Genomic DNA, 15,752 nt, shown 5'->3' with positions numbered 1-15,752 from the left:
TTACCTCGGCAGCGGGCAGACCGCCAGCCACCAGAGCCTTGGCCAGAGGCACGGCCTTGTCCGCATCCTCAATGGCAATCACCGGCACAATGCCGATGTCATAAATCTTTTGCAGTACTTCGTTCATGGGGATTACATCCTTTCTTGCTTGATTCTCTTGAAAAAGGCAGCCGCCAGAGCCGCCTGGGGCAACAGTCATCAACGGTCCATCTCGCTTACCGGGCCACTGGCCTGGTGCTCGTAAATTACCCGCTCAATTTCCGCAAAGTCCGAGGAAGGCAGGTCTCCAGGTACAGTGCTCTTTACGCTGGAGTTTGCATTGCCCACCCGCATGGCTACGCCGGGGTCGTTGTATTTCAGCAGACCAAACAGCACACCGGCCACATAGGCATCGCCGGAACCAATCCGGTCGATTACATCGATGTTCTGATAGGGCGGTTCGGTGTAGAACTGGTCGGTCTCGGCACTGTACAGCAGGCTGGTAAAGTTGTGCTGCCGGGGGCTTAGCACGGTGCGCTGGGTGGCAGCTACAATTTTGACTCCATATTCCTGGGTGTAGCTTTTGAGGATGTCCCTCAGTTCCCCAGTTTTTTGGAACATACGGCGGCTGGTTTCCTCCGAGACAAAGAGCACATCCACCATGGGCAGAATCTGTTCAATGGTGGCACGGGCCTCTTCCTCGGTCCACAGGTTGGCCCGGTAGTTTACATCAAAGGAAATCATGACCCCTGCCTCTTTAAAACGGCGAATCAGCTCAATGGCCACATTGCGCATATTTTCGCACAAAGCCAGGCTGATGCCGCTCACATGGAACATCCGGGCCGCAGTATACACGCTGCCGGGAATCTCATCCATCTTGATGCGGGTAATGCTGGCCTTTTTACGGTCGTACACAATGGTGGGCTTGCGGGGTGCAGCGCCCATCTCATAGTAGTACAAACCCAGGCGGGCATCCGGGCTGTCGTCGTAAATTAAAAAGTCGTCGGATACGCCGGTGTAACGGATACGGTTTTTAATGTAGGTGCCCAACTTGTTGCGGGGCAACCGGGAGATGATGCCGGTGCGAAGGCCTAACAGGGCCACACCGCCAGCCACATTCAGCTCTGCACCGCCGGCCTGTTTTTGGAATACATCACTGTCGGTGATGCGCTCGTGACGGGGCGGTGAAAGCCGAAGCATAATTTCGCCAAAGGTAATCAGGTCAAAGGGTTTGTTTTGTTGTTCCATCTGCATACCAATTCCCTCCCTTGTGAGTGTGTGGGCTTGCTAGGGGACCATTGCGCCCATTGCCGCTTACATATTGTCCCTTATCTTATTATACCGTACCCTGCACAGCTTTTCAGCCTTTTTTGCCACTTTTCAGGGTTTGTTCACATTGTATCTGCTCCCCTTGATGCTCCATAATCTCATCCCGCACCATGCAGGCCTCGGCTGGGCCGTATCCATACAGCAACAGGGCATCCAGGGCGTAGGGGCAGAAGTTCAGCCCTGTCAGCTCCTTGGCAAAGGCCATGGCTGCTATTTCAGGCAGGCAGCGGATGGGGAAATCGTTGTGCAAGGGGCTCAGCTGCCACAGAATGCCTTAGGCAAACGGACGGCGCTGTTTTGCATGGGTTTTGTCTCCTTTGTTGGCAAACCTGACTGGCAGCAAAAGGCACCGGCGGAAACAGAAGCTTCCCGCCGGTGCCTTTGCTGCGCAAGCTGCGCAGGATTTACTTTGCTTAGTTGGTGCCAAACTCGCTGAGCTGCAAGCCCTCGTTGTGCTGCAAGGCCCAGTTGATGGACCAGGGGTTAGTGAACAGCAGCAGCTTGTTGCCCTTCAAATCCTCAATACGCTTGGTATCGCTGGTGAGGTCCAGAGTTTTGGGGTCCAGACCTTCGTTTTCAATCCAGCGGATGTGCTCAAAGGGCAGCTTCTGCATCCGGATGTCCACATTGTACTCGTTCTTGAGACGATACTCCAGAACCTCGAACTGAAGCACACCCACAACGCCTACAATCACTTCCTCCATGCCGCCGTTCAGCTCGCGGAAAATCTGGATGGCACCCTCCTGGGCCACCTGCTCCATGCCCTTTACAAACTGTTTGCGCTTCATGGTGTCCACCTGGGTGATGCGGGCAAAATGCTCTGGTGCAAAGGTGGGGATGCCTGCGTACTGTATTTTATTCTTGCCGGTGCACAGGGTATCGCCAATGGAAAAAATGCCAGGATCAAACAGACCAATGATGTCGCCTGCATAGGCTTCGTCCACCGTGGCACGGTCCTGGGCCATCAGCTGGGTGGACTGGGCCAGCTTGATTTTTTTGCCGCCCTGTACATGGGTTACTTCCATGCCACGCTCAAACTTGCCCGAGCAGATGCGCATAAAGGCAATACGGTCCCGGTGGGCCTTGTTCATGTTGGCCTGAATTTTAAAGATAAAGCCGGAGAAGTTCTCCTGTGCAGGCTCCACCAGTTCCTCGCCGCTGCGGCGGGGCAGCGGACTGGGAGACAGGCGCAAAAACTCCCGCAGGAAGGGCTCCACGCCAAAGTTGGTGAGGGCGGAGCCAAAAAATACAGGGCTGAGCCGGCCGGTCTGCACCGCTTCCATATCGAAGTCATAGCTGGCGCCGTCCAGCAGTTCAATGTCCTCGGTGAGTTTTTCGTGCAGGGGGGCGGTAATCAGCTCGTCCAGCTGGGGATCACCCAGTTCTGCCTCGATTTTATCCAGAATTTTCACGCCGTTGGCCTTGCCGTCACTCTGGAAGGCCAGAATGTGGCGGCTGTCCCGGTCGAACACACCCTTGAACTCCTTGCCGCAGCCAATGGGCCAGTTCATGGGATAGGTCTGGATGCCCAGAATCTCCTCGATTTCCTCCATCAGGTCAAAGGGGTCCCGTGCTTCACGGTCCATCTTGTTCACAAAGGTAAAGATGGGGATATGCCGCAGGGTACATACCTTAAACAGTTTAATGGTCTGGGCCTCGACGCCCTTGGCGGCGTCGATGACCATGACGGCGGCGTCGGCAGCCATCAGGGTACGGTAGGTATCCTCAGAAAAGTCCTGGTGGCCGGGGGTGTCCAGAATGTTCACACACTTGCCATCGTATTCAAATTGCAGCACCGAGCTAGTTACCGAAATACCACGCTGCTTTTCGATTTCCATCCAGTCACTCACTGCATGGCGGGCACTCTGCTTGCCCTTTACGCTGCCTGCCTGCTGAATGGCGCCGCCGTACAGCAGCAGCTTTTCGGTGAGGGTGGTTTTACCAGCGTCCGGGTGGCTGATGATGGCAAAGGTGCGCCGGCGCTGAATCTCTTGCCGTAAATCGGCCATAGATGCTTTTCCTCCTTAAATCGTATCAAAAGGCCCCACCTTGCGGGGCAGCCCTGCCCAAAAAGCCGGGCATAAAAGGCCTTAACTTTAATATATTATCGGTTATAAAGGCATTTTGCAAGGGGCATTGGCCACAAAGCCCCGTTTCAGCTGCCCTTTTTCAGCACAAAGCAGGGCAGCGGAGCGGTTTGGGCCCAGTTTGCAAAGCCGCATTCCAGCACCGTGTACTGCTGGATGGGCAGGCTGCGCAGCCACTGGAGCACCGCCTGTTTTTCTTCAAAGCCATTGGGCCCGCCGCTGTACAGGCAGGCGGCCAGCACTCCGCCGGGGCGCAGCACCTGCAAGGCCCCCTCCAGAGCGGGCAGGCTGGTATCCGGAGTGGTAAACAGGCTGTGATCCGCCCCCGGCAGGTAGCCAAAGTTAAACACCACGCAGTCTGCACTGGCGGGCTCTACCATCTGGGCCAGCTGGCTGTGGTCCGCTTTTACCGCCTGGCCAATCGCCCCAAGGCCTTTGCGGGCCAGCCGGGCATTGGTGTTGTCCACCGCCTGCTGCTGCACATCCAGTGCCAGCACCCGGCCCTTGGGCCCTGCCAGGCGGCAGAGCAGCTCGGTATCGCCCCCGTTGCCGCAGGTGGCATCAATAAAAAAGCCCCCCTCTGCCAGCCGGGCCTTTAAAAAAGTGTGAGTTAATTCCACCGGGGTGAACTCCGGGCAGCGGCGGCGCTGCCACTCATTGGCACCAGCCGCAAAGCCGAACTTTTTCAGCAGGGCACGGCCTGCGTCGGTCTGGGGCGGCGTGGCTGTGTGCAGGCTGGCAGCTTCAAAGCCGCCGGTGGCTGCCAGTATTTTGCGCAGAAAAAAACTGCCGTACCCCTTGCCTTGCCAGGCCGGTTCCAGCTCCAGCTGTTCCAGATGCCAGCCCTGGGGCTGGCGGCGGCACACACAGCGGCCAATGACGGTATTCTCCTTGCGCAGAAAAAAGCCCTGTTCGGTTTGCAGCAGTTCCATCTGCCCTTGTCCTCCCTATGAAACTATGGTACACTTAAACTTGTTATCCCACTGGGATATCCCGGGTTATTATACCTGGTTTTCACACTTTTTTCACCCCTGCATAAAATCTTTTTCACCCTGGGGGGGTACACTGATAGCAGAACAGATGATACAGCAGCTTTTTAAGAGCGGCCCAACCCCCGGCCCCGGCTGCTTACCCGATTGTTGAAAGGATGAATTTTTATGGAAAACAAGTGGGAATACGATTACACCGGCATGAATGGCGGTGAGCCCAATCCGGCTCCCGCTGCCTATACCCCCATCCCTGCCCAGAACGCCCAAAACGCCCAGCAGGGCCAGGGTGAACCCAATATGGGGGCAAACGCCACCTCTGGCTGGAACGCCGCTTCCGGCTATCATGCCCCCGCAGGCGGCGCACAGCCCCCTGTAAACAAACCCCGCCACAGCACCGGCAAGCGGATTGCAGCCGGCGCTCTTGCCCTGGTACTGGTGGCCGGCGCTGGCTTTGGCGGCGGCTATGCAGGCTTTTACATGGCCGATAAAACCAGCAGCGCCCGTGTGATTTACCAGGCAGCCGGCAACAGCGTTGCCTCCGGCAGCGGCGAAGCCACCACCGTTTCCAATCTGTCCGGCGTAATTGGCGCCATTACCCCCAGCGTGGTGTCCATTACCACCGAGCAGATGGTAACCACCAGCTTCTGGGGCGGCCAGCAGATTGTGAGCGGCGCTGGCAGCGGCGTGATTATGACCGCTGACGGCTATATCATTACCAACAACCATGTGGTGGAAGGTGCCCAGCAGATTACCGTGGAGGTAAACGACGGCACCACCTACACCGCCCAGCTCATTGGCACCGACAGCCAGAGCGACATTGCCGTGCTGAAGATTGACGCCACCGGCCTGACCCCTGCGGTAATGGCCGACTCGGATCAGGTGCAGGTGGGCGAAACCGCCATTGCGGTTGGCAACCCCAGCAGCCTGGGCATCACCTCCACTGACGGCATTGTAAGCGCCCTGAACCGCACCATTACGGTGGAGGGCAACACCATGAGCCTGATGCAGACCAGCGCTGCCATTAGCCCGGGCAACTCCGGCGGCGGCCTGTTTAATGCAAACGGCGAGCTGATTGGTATTGTAAACGCCAAGAACACCTCGGAATACGCCGAGGGTCTGGGTTTTGCTATTCCCATTAACACCGCCTTGGAGGTGGCCAAGGACCTGATGGAAAACGGTTATGTAACCGGTCGGCCGGCCCTGGGCATCTCGGTGGTAACGGTATCGGACGCACAAACCGCCCTGCAGTACGGCGTCTCTGCTTTGGGTGCCTATGTGGCGGATGTAACCGCTGGCGGTGGTGCTGCCAATGCAGGCATCCAGCGGGGTGACCGCATTGTGAGCGTGGGCACCAAGACCATCCAGACTTCGGATGATGTGCTGAATGCACTGAAGGACTACGCCGCTGGCGACACCGTGCAGGTACAGGTGGACCGCAAAGGCGAGCTGATTACCCTAAATGTAACCCTCACCGAGCGGGGCCAGGGTTAAGGGTTTGGTTTTAACAACCGTTCTTCGTTTCCTTTCTCCCTCAAAGCAGGCAGGGCAGCCATGGCTGCCCTGCCTGCTTTTTTGCATTTGGGTTGACGGCGGCAGGTTCTGGTACTATGATGGAAGCAATGCAACTTGTTTTTAATCGAATCTCAGAAAGGGACTCTTGTTTATGAATCAATGCAAGCAACAGGCCCTGCTGCACACCGTGCAGGGCCTGACCGAAAACTATCACAGCCATGAGCTGCTTACCCTCAAGCAGGGCATGGCTCTGCCCAGCCGAACCGCTGTTGTGGACTTTTTGCGGGACCTGAAGGAGGTACTGTTCCCCGGCTATTACGGCCCTTCCAGCCGGGTAGGCGATTTTTCCGAACATTATGCAGGCTACCGGCTGGACCGGCTGTACGATGCCCTGCGGGAGCAGATTGCCATTGCCCTGCTGTACCAGTGCGGCTGTGAAGGCTGCCAAAAACGCACCGAGCCCCAGGCAGACCAGATTTGTGCCCGGTTTTTTGAATTTCTGCCCACCATGCAGCAGCTGCTGCTGAAGGATGTACAGGCAGGCTTTGACGGCGACCCTGCCGCCAAAAGCAAGGAGGAAATCATTTTTTGCTACCCGGGATTTTATGCCATTTACATCTACCGGGTGGCCCACCAGCTGTACCAGCTGGAGGTTCCCTTTATTCCCCGCATTATGTCCGAGTATGCCCATGGCAGCACCGGCATTGACATCAACCCCGGCGCGACCATTGGGGAGTATTTCTTTATTGACCACGGCACCGGCGTAGTAATTGGCGAGACTGCCCACATTGGCAACCATGTAAAGCTGTACCAGGGCGTCACCCTGGGAGCACTGTCCACCCGCGGCGGCCAGCAGCTCACCGGTGTAAAGCGGCATCCCACCATCTGCGACCATGTAACCATCTACTCCGGTGCATCGGTGCTGGGCGGCGATACGGTCATTGGCGAAAACTGCACCATCGGCGGCGGTACCTTTATTACCGAGTCGGTACCGGCCAACAGCCGGGTGCTGGCCAAGCGCCCGGAACAGATGATTAAGTCCCCCACCGACCGGCAGGACTAACCGCTATCCCTCACAGACAAAACACACCCCTTCCGGCAAGCGGAAGGGGTGTGTTTTATTGTATGACAATCCTGTTTCATAGGACCTTTGGGCAGTGGCTTGCGGGGCAATTTTCGGCACACCTGGCACCGTGTTTTAGCACTCCCCAGCCCTCCGCAACCCTTCTGAGCAGGGTTGCACCAGAGGGCTAGCTGCCGGGCAGATTTTAGAACACCTGGAACCGTGTTGATGTGCTCCCCAGCCCTTTGTAAACCGTCTATGCAGTCTTGCGTCAGGGAGCCAGGGCCGCCTGTACCTGGGCCAGCTGTCGTGCAGTTTTTTAGAATGCCTGGCGCCGTGTTAATATCTCCTAAGTCTCTGTAAACCGTCCATGCCGGCTTGCTTCAGGGGGTAAGGCCCGCCTGTACCTGGGCCAGCTGCTGGGCAAATTCATTGCGCACACTGGCGGGCGAGTGAATCTGCACCTGCCCGGCAAATCCAAACACCCAGCCATAAAAAGCACGGCTGGGGGTAACCTCTACCTGTACGGTAAACCAGCCATCCGGCTGGGGCATCACCAGCACCTGGGTGCCAAACCGGTCCAGAATGGGGTCAATCATGGCGTTTTGGCACCGCAGTGTCACCTTTTGGGCCGGGCCGCCAAACATATGAAACAGAGGCCGGGCATAACTGCGCAGGGTTTCCTCGTTGATGATTTCCTCCCCTTGACGCTCCTGTTCCAGCAGATGGATGGAGGCCATCTTATCCACCCGGTAGTGGCGCAGCCCCTTTTCCGGCTGGTAAGCCACCAGGTAGTAGTTTTCGTCCTCCCACAGCAGGGCCCAGGGGCTTACCCGATACTCGCTGCCATTGCCTCGGCTGGTTTTCTTTTTATCCAGCGTCCAGTGCTGGTACTTGAAGCCCACCTGCCGGTTTTGGGCAATGGCCCGGTGGAGGGCATCTACGGTATAGTAGATGCTTTCGTTCATGCTTTTAACCTGGCCGGAGCTGTACACCTGCCGCTTCAGGTCCTGGGCCTGCCACTGGCTGGCAAACAGCCCGGTGAGGGTGGCAATGAGCTGGTCGCTCTTTTTGCGGGTGATGAACCGGGACGCCTGCACCGAATCCACCAGCAGCTTGAGTTCGGATAACTGAAGTGCACGCTCCCCCAAAAAGTAGCCGCCGCACCGCCCCCTGCTCTGGTGGATGTCATATCCCATTTTTTTCAGGCTTTCAATGTCATCGTAGACGCTTTTTCGTTCTGCTTTGATGCCCTGCTGGGCTAATTTTTCCAGAATTTGCGGTACATTCATCCGGTGCTCTTCGTCGGTGTACTGCTCCAGAATGCGCAGCAGGTGCAGCACTTTTGCCTTTTGGCCTTCCAGCCGGGACATGGCTCATCGCTCCTTTTCTTTTTGGTCAAAGGCTCTGCGTGCCTGGGTGGACTGGCGGAACATGGCTTCCAGTGCCGGGCGGTCCTGCTGTTCCAGGTACTGGCGCATCTGGTCCATCCGGGCGCAAAAAGCCTGCATCTCCTCCATCAGGTTTTCCCGGTTCCACAAAAACAGCTCCGCCCACATGGTTTCGTTGATGGCGGCAATCCGGGTAAGATCCCGGAAGGAATCGCCGGTATAGCTGGCGAATTCCTCCGCTCCCGGCGCACACATCAAACTCACCGCAATGGCATGGGTCAGCTGGCTTACATAGCCAATCATCTTATCGTGCTCCTGGCAGCTCAGCTGCCGAATGTGGGCAAACCCCAGCACCTGAGCCAGCTGCCGGGCAAAGTCAATCCCCTGCTGGGTGTTGCGGTTGGTGGGTGTAATCAGAAAGTTTGCGGGAGAAAAATCCACCAGATGGGCATTCTGAATGCCCCGTACCTCCCGGCCGGCCATGGGGTGGCTGGCAATAAACTCCACCCGCTGGCCCAACAGCTCCTGCACCCGGTCCACCAGCCCGGTTTTAACGCCGGACACATCGGTGCAGATGCAGCCTTCGGGCAAGCAGCCGCCATATTGGGAGACCCACTGCTCCAGTGCGGTGGGGTACAGGGCAAAAATCACCCGCTGGGCACGGCCCGCAAAGGCTTCCACCTGATGGGTGGTGCCTGCGGTGATGTAGCCCTGTTCCAGGGCAAACTCTACCGCCTGTGGGTCGGTATCAATGGCTTCCACCTGGGTAAAGCCTGCCTTGCGCAGCCCTCTTGCGTAGCTGCCCCCCAAAAGACCCAGCCCCACAATCAAAATCGGCGTGGTGTGATTCACGGCTTCACCTCCAGCTGGGCGCCGGTGGCTCCCAGCACATCAAAGAAGGTGGGCCAGCTTTTTTCCACCGCCTGGGCACCCTCAATTTCCACAGGGATTCCTGCGCAGAGTGCCGCCACCGAAAGGGCCATCACCACCCGGTGGTCATTGTGGCTTTGCAGGGGCTGGCTGGGTGCATGGAGCAAGCCGCCCTGGATGGTAACAGTATCATGAGTGCTGTGAATGACTGCCCCCAGCTTGCTCAGCTCCTGCTCCATGGCAGCAATGCGGTCGCTCTCCTTCATGCGCAGCCGCTGGGCATTGATGATGCGGGTGGTACCCTGGCAAAACACCGCCAGCACCATCAGGATGGGGCCAAGGTCCGGGCAGTCTGCCAAATCAATGGTGGTGGCGGTGAGCGGCGCAGGCTGGAACACCAGTTCCCCCTCCTGCCATTGCCAGCAGGCACCGCAATTCCGCAGAATGGGCAGAATGGCCTTGTCGCCCTGAAGGGAGTCCGGCGCAAGGCCGGCAAGGGAGATGCCTCCCTTCACCGCTGCCAGCACCGCAAAAAAGGCCGCCTGGCTGTAATCGCCCTCCACCTGGTAATCCTGGGGCACAAACGGCTGGCCGCCGGGAATCCGCAGCTGGGTGCGCTGGTCATCCAGCCAGCTGGTTTGCACCCCAAACCGTGCCATTGCGCTGCGGGTAAGCTCCACATAGCTGCGGCTTTCAAAGGGCGGCTGGATGGTAATGGTGCTGTCCTCTTTCAGCAGGGCCAGCGTATACATCAGGCCGGTGATAAACTGGCTGGACACATCCCCCCGCAGGGTGTAGTCCCCCGGTTTAAGGGCGCCCTCCACGGTCAGGCTATGGTCCGTCTGCTCAAAGCGCAGGCCCTGGCTTTCAAAGATGGTGCGGTACACCTCCATGGGGCGCTGAAACAGCCGTCCCCGGCCGGTAAATTCCACCGAGCCGCCGCCCAGGCTGAGCAGCGGCACCAAAAAACGCAGGGTGCTGCCGCTTTCGCAGCAATCCACCGGACCGCAAACCCGGCCAACGGTACCCTGGCCGGTAATGACAGCACCCTGGGGCTGGGGCTCCACCTTGGCCCCCATCTGGGCTGCCGCACCCAGGGTTGCCTGGATGTCCTGGCTGAATTCCAGATGATGCAGCCGGGAGGTTCCTTTGGCCAGGGCGGCGCACAGCACCGCCCGGTGGGCCATGCTTTTGGAAGGCGGGGCCTGTACCCGGCCTGTAAGCTGCTGGGTGGGTTTGATATGGGCAATCATGAGGGGGCTCCTTTCCTGTTGTGAGTGGTGAGTAAAAATGCCGCCTGGGTTTCAAGCACGAAGGCGGCATTGTTTTGGGTGCGGCTCCTGGGTTTTTTGGCCCCGGAGCCGCCTTCAATCTGTAAACTGTGCGGCAAAATGCCTTTCAGCAGGGGCTGTCCCCCTTGGCCGCTATTCTGCTTACTGGGCTGCCTTGCAGTAATCCAGCAAAAACTCCAGAGCATCCACATAGCCCTGAAGGCCCCGGCCAATGAAATGGCCGGCACAGGCCATGCCAGCATAGCTGATGCGGCGGAATTCCTCCCGCTGGGTTACATCGGTGATATGCACCTCTGCCGCAGGCAGGCCCACCGCTTTGAGGGCATCCAGAATGGCAATGCTGGTATGGGTATAGGCCGCCGGGTTGATGATAATGCCGTCGCAGCTGATGCGGGCCTGCTGGATGGCGTCCACCAAATCCCCCTCGTGGTTGGACTGGTAAAATTCCACCTCCACCCCCTGCCGGGCAGCTGCCTGGCTTACCAAATCCACCAGCGCCTGGTAGTCCATACGCCCATAGAGAGCCGGTTCCCGCAGGCCCAAAAGATTCAGGTTAGGCCCGTTTATAACCAAAAACTTCATAAATGGCCTCCTTGGCTGCCTGGGTAGCGTTGTCAAATACATCCGTATCGTTGTGAATGTGCAGGTCAGCAGCGGCCTCGTACAGGGGGCGGCGTTCCTGCTCCATGACCTTCAGCTGCTCCATGCTGCCGGACAGGGGCCGGTGGCCGCCGGTGTGCAGCAGCTCCACCGGGCGGTCAATGAATACCACCAGGCCGTTTTGGCGCAGACTGCGGATGTTTTGGGCACGCTTGACGATGCCCCCACCACAGCTGATAACCTGGGTATTTTCCTTGCCAAAGCGGGCGCAAATCTTCTGCTCCAGCTCCCGGAATGCTTCCTCGCCTTGGGTGGCGAAAATCTCCGGAATGGTACAGCCTGCCTCCTTTTCGATTTCTGCATCCAGATCCACAAAGGTGCGGTTCAGCATCTTGGCCAGTTGGCGGCCAATAGTGGTTTTTCCGCTGCTGGGCATACCAATCAGGCAGATGTTAGCCCGCATGGCAAAAATCTGGTGGCAGATGGGGTCGATATGGATTTCGGAAAAGTTGTACCGGGTAAAGTGCCGGGCAGTGTACACCGCCTGGGACACCAGCATTTGAAGGCCACCCCGGGAAATAACGCCTGCTTCCTCGCCACGGAGCACCAGTTCGGTTTTAAAGGGGTTGTACACTACATCCAGCACCGCTTCCAGATTGGGGAAGTTTTTTGGCTGTACCAGGCATTCCCCCACATTTGGGTACATACCTGCCGGGCTGGTGTTCACAATGATGTTCACCCGGCTGTCACCGTCCACCTGGTCGTAGGTCATGGCGCCGTTGCGGCCGGTGCGGCTGGCAAACAGCACCTGGGCTGCGCCCTCGTCCATGGCCACTGCGTGCACGGTGCGGCTGGTGCCGCCGGTGCCCAGAATCAGAACCGTGCGGCCCTTAAAGTCCACCCCGCTTTTTTTTGCCAGATACAAAAAGCCGTCGTAATCGGTGTTGTAGCCATGGAGCACACCATTGCGGTTCACAATGGTGTTTACTGTGTGGATGGCTGCCGCCTTTGGCTCCAGAATTTCACAGTAAGGAATCACCAGTTCCTTATAGGGGATGGTCACATTAATGGCCTTAAAGTTTTTTTCTTCCATAAAAGCCCGTGCCTCTGCCTCGGTGGGCAGGGGCTTGAGCTGGTAGTCGTAGTCGCTGAGGGCCTCGTGCACTTCTTTAGAGTAGCTATGGCCCAGCCGCTCGCCAATCAATCCGTATTCCATGGTTGTTCCTTCTCCTTTGCGCAATGCCACAGCGTACCGTAACGCTGGGTCAGTAAATCCAGCAGACCAAAGGCGGTAACCGCCGTCTGCACCACTGCGGCCCGGTGGGCAATGCAGGGGTCGTGGCGGCCCTGGATGGCCAGCGTAGCCGGCTCCAGTGTGCCAAGCTGGATGGTTTGTTGTGGTTTGTAAATGCTGGGCGTGGGCTTGATTGCGGTGCGCAGCACCAGGGGCATACCGTTGGTAATGCCTCCATTGATGCCCCCGTTGTTGTTGCTGGTGGTGTATACCTGGCCCTGATCCGCTGCAAAGGGGTCGTTGGCCTGGCTGCCCCGCATCTGGGCCATGGCAAACCCTGCCCCAAACTCCACCCCTTTAATGCCGGGAATGCTGAACAGCAGGTGGGCCAGCTGACTTTCCACGCTATCAAAAAATGGCTCGCCCACACCGGCTGGCATACCTAGTACAGCGGTTTCCAGAATGCCGCCCACGCTGTCCCCCTCTTGGGCCGCTTGCCGGATGGCCGTTTCCATCAGGGGTGCCGCCTGTGGGTTGAGCACCGGCAGGCCCTGGCACCGGCTCAGCCGCTCCAGCTGGTCTGCCAGCTGGTCCGGCTGCTGGGCAAAGGCCTCATCCGGCACACCGGCCAGCTGGGCTGCATGGGTGGCCAGACGGATGCCCTTCTGCTCCAGAATGCTTTGGCACAGGGCACCGGCAGCACAGACCGCTGCGGTAATCCGACCGGAAAAATGCCCGCCGCCCCGGTAGTCCTCAAAGCCCTGGTACTTTACATGGGCGGTGTAATCCGCATGGCCGGGACGGCAGCGGCCCTGCTGTGCCCCGTAGTCCTGGGAGCGGGTGTTGTTGTTGCGGATGAGCAAGGTGATGGGAGTGCCGGTGGTGCGGCCCTGCCACACCCCGCTTAAAAACTCCACCTGGTCTGCCTCCACCCGGCTGGTGGAAAGGCCGTCTCCCCGTGCTCTGCGTTTTTCCATCTGGGCCTGTATAAAGCCCTCGTCCGCCGGCACACCGGCAGCAATGCCATCCAGCACTGCCCCAATGGCGGGGCCGTGGCTCTCGCCAAAAATCGTCAGGCTTACAGCGGTTCCAAAGGTATTTTTCATGGCTGCTCCTTTCCAAACAAAAGGGCTTGCAGCTGGCAAAGCTCCAGTCGGTCCAGCCGCCAGCAGCCCAGGGCAGGTACCTTAACCACGGTAATGTGGTTTTGGCCCATCTTTTTATCGTGCAGGATGTAGCCCCAGACTTTTTCTTTGTTGCAGGCACTGCGGGCAGGCAGGCCCAGCTTGCGGTAAACTGCCCGCACCCGCTTGGCCAGCTTGGCGTCCTCAATCATGGGCAGCATACCCAGGGCCACGCATTCGCCGTGGTAGAGGCCCTGCTTGCGGCGGCCATGGATGCCCTTTACCGCCTCGATGCCGTGGCCCAGGGTGTGGCCCAGGTTCAGAATGGCCCGCAGGCCCTGTTCGGTTTCGTCCTTTTCCACCACCTGCTTTTTAATCAGCAGGCTGCGGTGAATGATGGTTTCGATGATTTCTTCCGGATTTTGCTGTTCAAACAGCTCAAACAGGCCTGCGTCGCTGGTAAGGCTCATCTTGATGCTTTCGGCCAGGCCGTTTACAAAGTGCCGCCGGGGCAGTGTTTGCAGGGTATCCGGGTCAATGAGCACCAACCGGGGCTGCCAGAAGGCCCCCACAATGTTTTTGGCTGCGCCCAAATCCACCGCTACCTTGCCGCCAATGGAGGAATCAATCTGGGACAGGGTGGTGGTGGGGCAGTTGATAAAATCCACCCCTCGCATATAAGTAGCGGCCACAAAGCCAGCCAAATCTCCCACAACGCCGCCGCCTACGGCAATGACCAAATCGCTGCGGGTAAAGCCATTTTGCAGCATTACTTCCAGCAGTTGCTGGTATACCGCCAAGCATTTGCTGGCCTCGCCCTGGGGCACGGTGTGCACAATGCCCTGACCGCACTGGGCCTGTACGGTTTGCGCGTACTGGGCCGGTACGCCGCTATCGGTTACAATCAGCACCTTCCGGTCCAGATTGGCCAGCTGGTTCAGGTGGCCCAACGCCCCACGCTTGAGAATGATATCATAGCTGCGCGGCCCAAGCCGCATGGTGAGTTTCATATCTTTGTTGCTCCTTACCTGCAAATCCTTCATATTGTGTATACCCCCAACAACCGTATGGTGCTGCAAATCTCCCGCAGCCGGGCCAGCAGTTCCCCGGTTTGGGGCTGCTGGGCCTGACCCTCCAGCTCCACATAAAAATAATAGGCAAAGGGCTGCCCCGGGCGGGGCCGACTTTTGATGCACTCCATATTAAAGCCAGCCTCGCCAATGGTCTGCAACGCCTGGGCCAGGCTGCCCGCCTGGTGCCGGGCCGTGAACAGCAGGCTGAACCGGTTGCCCTGGCTGGGCCGCTGCTTGCTGATGACAATAAACCGGGTGGTGTTGGTGGAGTCGGTGTTAATGCCCCGGGCCAGCACCGAAAGCCCGTAGAGTGCCGCTGTTTCGGCACTGGCAATGGCGGCCAGGGTAACATCACCGCTCTGGCCCACCTGCCGGGCAGCAAGGGCGGTGTTGGCACACTCCACCGTTTCCAGCCCCAAGCTGTTCAGGAAGGGGCGGCTTTGGGCAAGGGCCTGAGGATGGCTCATAACCCGCCGAATGTCCGAAAGGCGGGCACCGGGCAGGGCCAGAAGATTTTGCTGTACCTGCAAATCATACCGGCGGCAAACCGATACCTCCGGGTGTGCAAAGCACAAATCCAGCACCGCATCCACATCCCCGGCAAAGCTGTTTTCAAAGGGCAGTACCCCATAGGCCGCCCTGCCCTGCTCCACCGCCTGGAATACCTCCTCAAAGGTTGGGCAGCTTAGGGGCTGAGCGTCCGGAAACAGGCGTGTGAGGGCAATGTGAGAAAAGGCGCCCTCCACCCCCTGGTAAGCCACTGTACTGCGGCCCCGCACCCGTTCTTCGTACTGGCAATCCAGCTGCCGCTGAAGGGCCAGCCAGCGTGCAAAATAGGGGCGCAGCTCCTGCTGGGGCAGTAAGGCCGTGCTCTGGGCAAGGGCCTGGTTGGGGGAAAGTTCTTCCCACACTTCCAGCCCATGGGCCTGTTTGTACAAAGCCATCTGTTCCACCAGCTGCATTCGCTGGGCAAACAGCTGGGCGGACTGCTGGTTCAGCTGGCTGATTTGGGCCAATATATTGTGCAGTTCCTTCATGGCAACGCCGCTCCTTTCGTGCCGCTTTCTTTCGTTTTGCTCTAATGTATTAAAGTAAAGTATACCACACCTTGCAAAAGGGGACAACCCGCTCCCCCTAATTTTGCGCTGTCGGCGTGCAAAAAAACACACCGCCCCACCGGGCCCTTCGGCCCTTGCCGGGGCGGTGTGC

14 protein-coding genes and 1 pseudogene are annotated in these 15,752 nt (G+C 58.4%); 2 read left to right on the top strand and 13 right to left on the bottom strand.

Annotated elements, in window-relative coordinates:
• The 5 genes and pseudogenes from ACH2EM_RS06355 to ACH2EM_RS06335 all read right to left on the bottom strand — a co-directional run.
• Positions 1-127, bottom strand: a pseudogene (locus ACH2EM_RS06355) (keto-hydroxyglutarate-aldolase/keto-deoxy-phosphogluconate aldolase); the annotation flags it as partial.
• 71 nt (positions 128-198) lie between these two features.
• Entirely contained in the window at positions 199-1,227 is a 1,029-nt protein-coding gene (locus ACH2EM_RS06350; protein WP_395151296.1) for a sugar kinase, read from the bottom strand.
• A 112-nt stretch (positions 1,228-1,339) separates the two neighbouring features.
• The gene (locus ACH2EM_RS06345) at positions 1,340-1,558 is read right to left on the bottom strand and encodes a hypothetical protein (protein WP_395151293.1); all 219 of its coding nucleotides are present in this window, start codon (positions 1,556-1,558) and stop codon (positions 1,340-1,342) included.
• Between the two features lie 163 nt (positions 1,559-1,721).
• Positions 1,722-3,317: a peptide chain release factor 3 gene (locus tag ACH2EM_RS06340; RefSeq protein ID WP_395151292.1), complete on the bottom strand. Its 1,596-nt coding sequence runs from the start codon at positions 3,315-3,317 to the stop codon at positions 1,722-1,724.
• Positions 3,318-3,463: 146 nt separating this feature from the next.
• The gene (locus ACH2EM_RS06335) at positions 3,464-4,327 is read right to left on the bottom strand and encodes a GNAT family N-acetyltransferase (protein ID WP_395151291.1); all 864 of its coding nucleotides are present in this window, start codon (positions 4,325-4,327) and stop codon (positions 3,464-3,466) included.
• 225 nt (positions 4,328-4,552) lie between these two features.
• Here ACH2EM_RS06335 and ACH2EM_RS06330 point away from each other — a divergent pair, with 225 nt between their 5' ends.
• Both ACH2EM_RS06330 and epsC read left to right on the top strand, forming a co-directional pair.
• Positions 4,553-5,875, top strand: coding sequence for a S1C family serine protease (locus ACH2EM_RS06330; RefSeq protein WP_395151290.1), 1,323 nt, complete (start codon positions 4,553-4,555; stop codon positions 5,873-5,875).
• Positions 5,876-6,047: 172 nt separating this feature from the next.
• Complete coding sequence (gene epsC / locus ACH2EM_RS06325) at positions 6,048-6,959, top strand: serine O-acetyltransferase EpsC (RefSeq protein ID WP_395151289.1); 912 nt, start codon at positions 6,048-6,050, stop codon at positions 6,957-6,959.
• A 383-nt stretch (positions 6,960-7,342) separates the two neighbouring features.
• On the opposite strand, the gene ACH2EM_RS06320 is transcribed toward epsC, so the two are convergent.
• The 8 genes from ACH2EM_RS06320 to ACH2EM_RS06285 all read right to left on the bottom strand — a co-directional run bounded on the left by ACH2EM_RS06320 (position 7,343) and on the right by ACH2EM_RS06285 (position 15,580).
• Positions 7,343-8,332 (bottom strand): helix-turn-helix transcriptional regulator, encoded by a 990-nt coding sequence (locus ACH2EM_RS06320; protein ID WP_395151288.1) that lies wholly within the window; start codon positions 8,330-8,332, stop codon positions 7,343-7,345.
• Between the two features lie 3 nt (positions 8,333-8,335).
• Positions 8,336-9,202 carry a prephenate dehydrogenase gene (locus ACH2EM_RS06315; protein ID WP_395151287.1) on the bottom strand — a complete coding sequence of 289 codons (867 nt, stop codon included), beginning with the start codon at positions 9,200-9,202 and terminating at the stop codon, positions 8,336-8,338.
• Positions 9,199-10,473: a 3-phosphoshikimate 1-carboxyvinyltransferase gene (gene aroA / locus ACH2EM_RS06310; protein WP_395151286.1), complete on the bottom strand. Its 1,275-nt coding sequence runs from the start codon at positions 10,471-10,473 to the stop codon at positions 9,199-9,201. Before aroA ends, ACH2EM_RS06315 begins: the two co-directional genes overlap by 4 nt.
• A gap of 180 nt (positions 10,474-10,653) precedes the next feature.
• A complete protein-coding gene (gene aroQ, locus ACH2EM_RS06305; protein ID WP_395151285.1) occupies positions 10,654-11,094 on the bottom strand; it encodes a type II 3-dehydroquinate dehydratase in 441 nt (146 codons plus the stop codon).
• Positions 11,066-12,328, bottom strand: coding sequence for a shikimate kinase (locus tag ACH2EM_RS06300; protein ID WP_395151284.1), 1,263 nt, complete (start codon positions 12,326-12,328; stop codon positions 11,066-11,068). Before ACH2EM_RS06300 ends, aroQ begins: the two co-directional genes overlap by 29 nt.
• A complete protein-coding gene (gene aroC / locus ACH2EM_RS06295; protein WP_395151283.1) occupies positions 12,313-13,452 on the bottom strand; it encodes a chorismate synthase in 1,140 nt (379 codons plus the stop codon). Before aroC ends, ACH2EM_RS06300 begins: the two co-directional genes overlap by 16 nt.
• Entirely contained in the window at positions 13,449-14,480 is a 1,032-nt protein-coding gene (gene aroB / locus ACH2EM_RS06290) for a 3-dehydroquinate synthase (RefSeq protein WP_395151282.1), read from the bottom strand. Before aroB ends, aroC begins: the two co-directional genes overlap by 4 nt.
• 29 nt (positions 14,481-14,509) lie before the next feature.
• Positions 14,510-15,580 (bottom strand): bifunctional chorismate mutase/prephenate dehydratase, encoded by a 1,071-nt coding sequence (locus ACH2EM_RS06285; protein ID WP_395151281.1) that lies wholly within the window; start codon positions 15,578-15,580, stop codon positions 14,510-14,512.
• Between the last annotated feature and the right edge of the window lie 172 nt (positions 15,581-15,752).

This window comes from uncultured Allofournierella sp. (assembly GCA_944382705.1).
Taxonomy (GTDB): Bacteria; Bacillota; Clostridia; order Oscillospirales; family Ruminococcaceae; genus Allofournierella.
The sequence above is the reverse complement of the archived record's forward strand: the minus strand, read 5'-3'. Positions and strand labels throughout refer to the sequence as shown.

Excerpts from the sequence above, each read along its gene's own strand:
- aroA (WP_395151286.1), bottom strand. The coding sequence starts at position 10,473 with ATGATTGCCCATATCAAACCCACCCAGCAGCTTACAGGCCGGGTACAG.
- ACH2EM_RS06330 (WP_395151290.1), top strand. The coding sequence starts at position 4,553 with ATGGAAAACAAGTGGGAATACGATTACACCGGCATGAATGGCGGTGAG.
- aroC (WP_395151283.1), bottom strand. The coding sequence starts at position 13,452 with ATGAAAAATACCTTTGGAACCGCTGTAAGCCTGACGATTTTTGGCGAG.
- ACH2EM_RS06350 (WP_395151296.1), bottom strand. The coding sequence starts at position 1,227 with ATGGAACAACAAAACAAACCCTTTGACCTGATTACCTTTGGCGAAATT.
- ACH2EM_RS06300 (WP_395151284.1), bottom strand. The coding sequence starts at position 12,328 with ATGGAATACGGATTGATTGGCGAGCGGCTGGGCCATAGCTACTCTAAA.
- ACH2EM_RS06320 (WP_395151288.1), bottom strand. The coding sequence starts at position 8,332 with ATGTCCCGGCTGGAAGGCCAAAAGGCAAAAGTGCTGCACCTGCTGCGC.
- epsC (WP_395151289.1), top strand. The coding sequence starts at position 6,048 with ATGAATCAATGCAAGCAACAGGCCCTGCTGCACACCGTGCAGGGCCTG.
- ACH2EM_RS06340 (WP_395151292.1), bottom strand. The coding sequence starts at position 3,317 with ATGGCCGATTTACGGCAAGAGATTCAGCGCCGGCGCACCTTTGCCATC.
- aroQ (WP_395151285.1), bottom strand. The coding sequence starts at position 11,094 with ATGAAGTTTTTGGTTATAAACGGGCCTAACCTGAATCTTTTGGGCCTG.
- aroB (WP_395151282.1), bottom strand. The coding sequence starts at position 14,480 with ATGAAACTCACCATGCGGCTTGGGCCGCGCAGCTATGATATCATTCTC.
- ACH2EM_RS06335 (WP_395151291.1), bottom strand. The coding sequence starts at position 4,327 with ATGGAACTGCTGCAAACCGAACAGGGCTTTTTTCTGCGCAAGGAGAAT.
- ACH2EM_RS06285 (WP_395151281.1), bottom strand. The coding sequence starts at position 15,580 with ATGAAGGAACTGCACAATATATTGGCCCAAATCAGCCAGCTGAACCAG.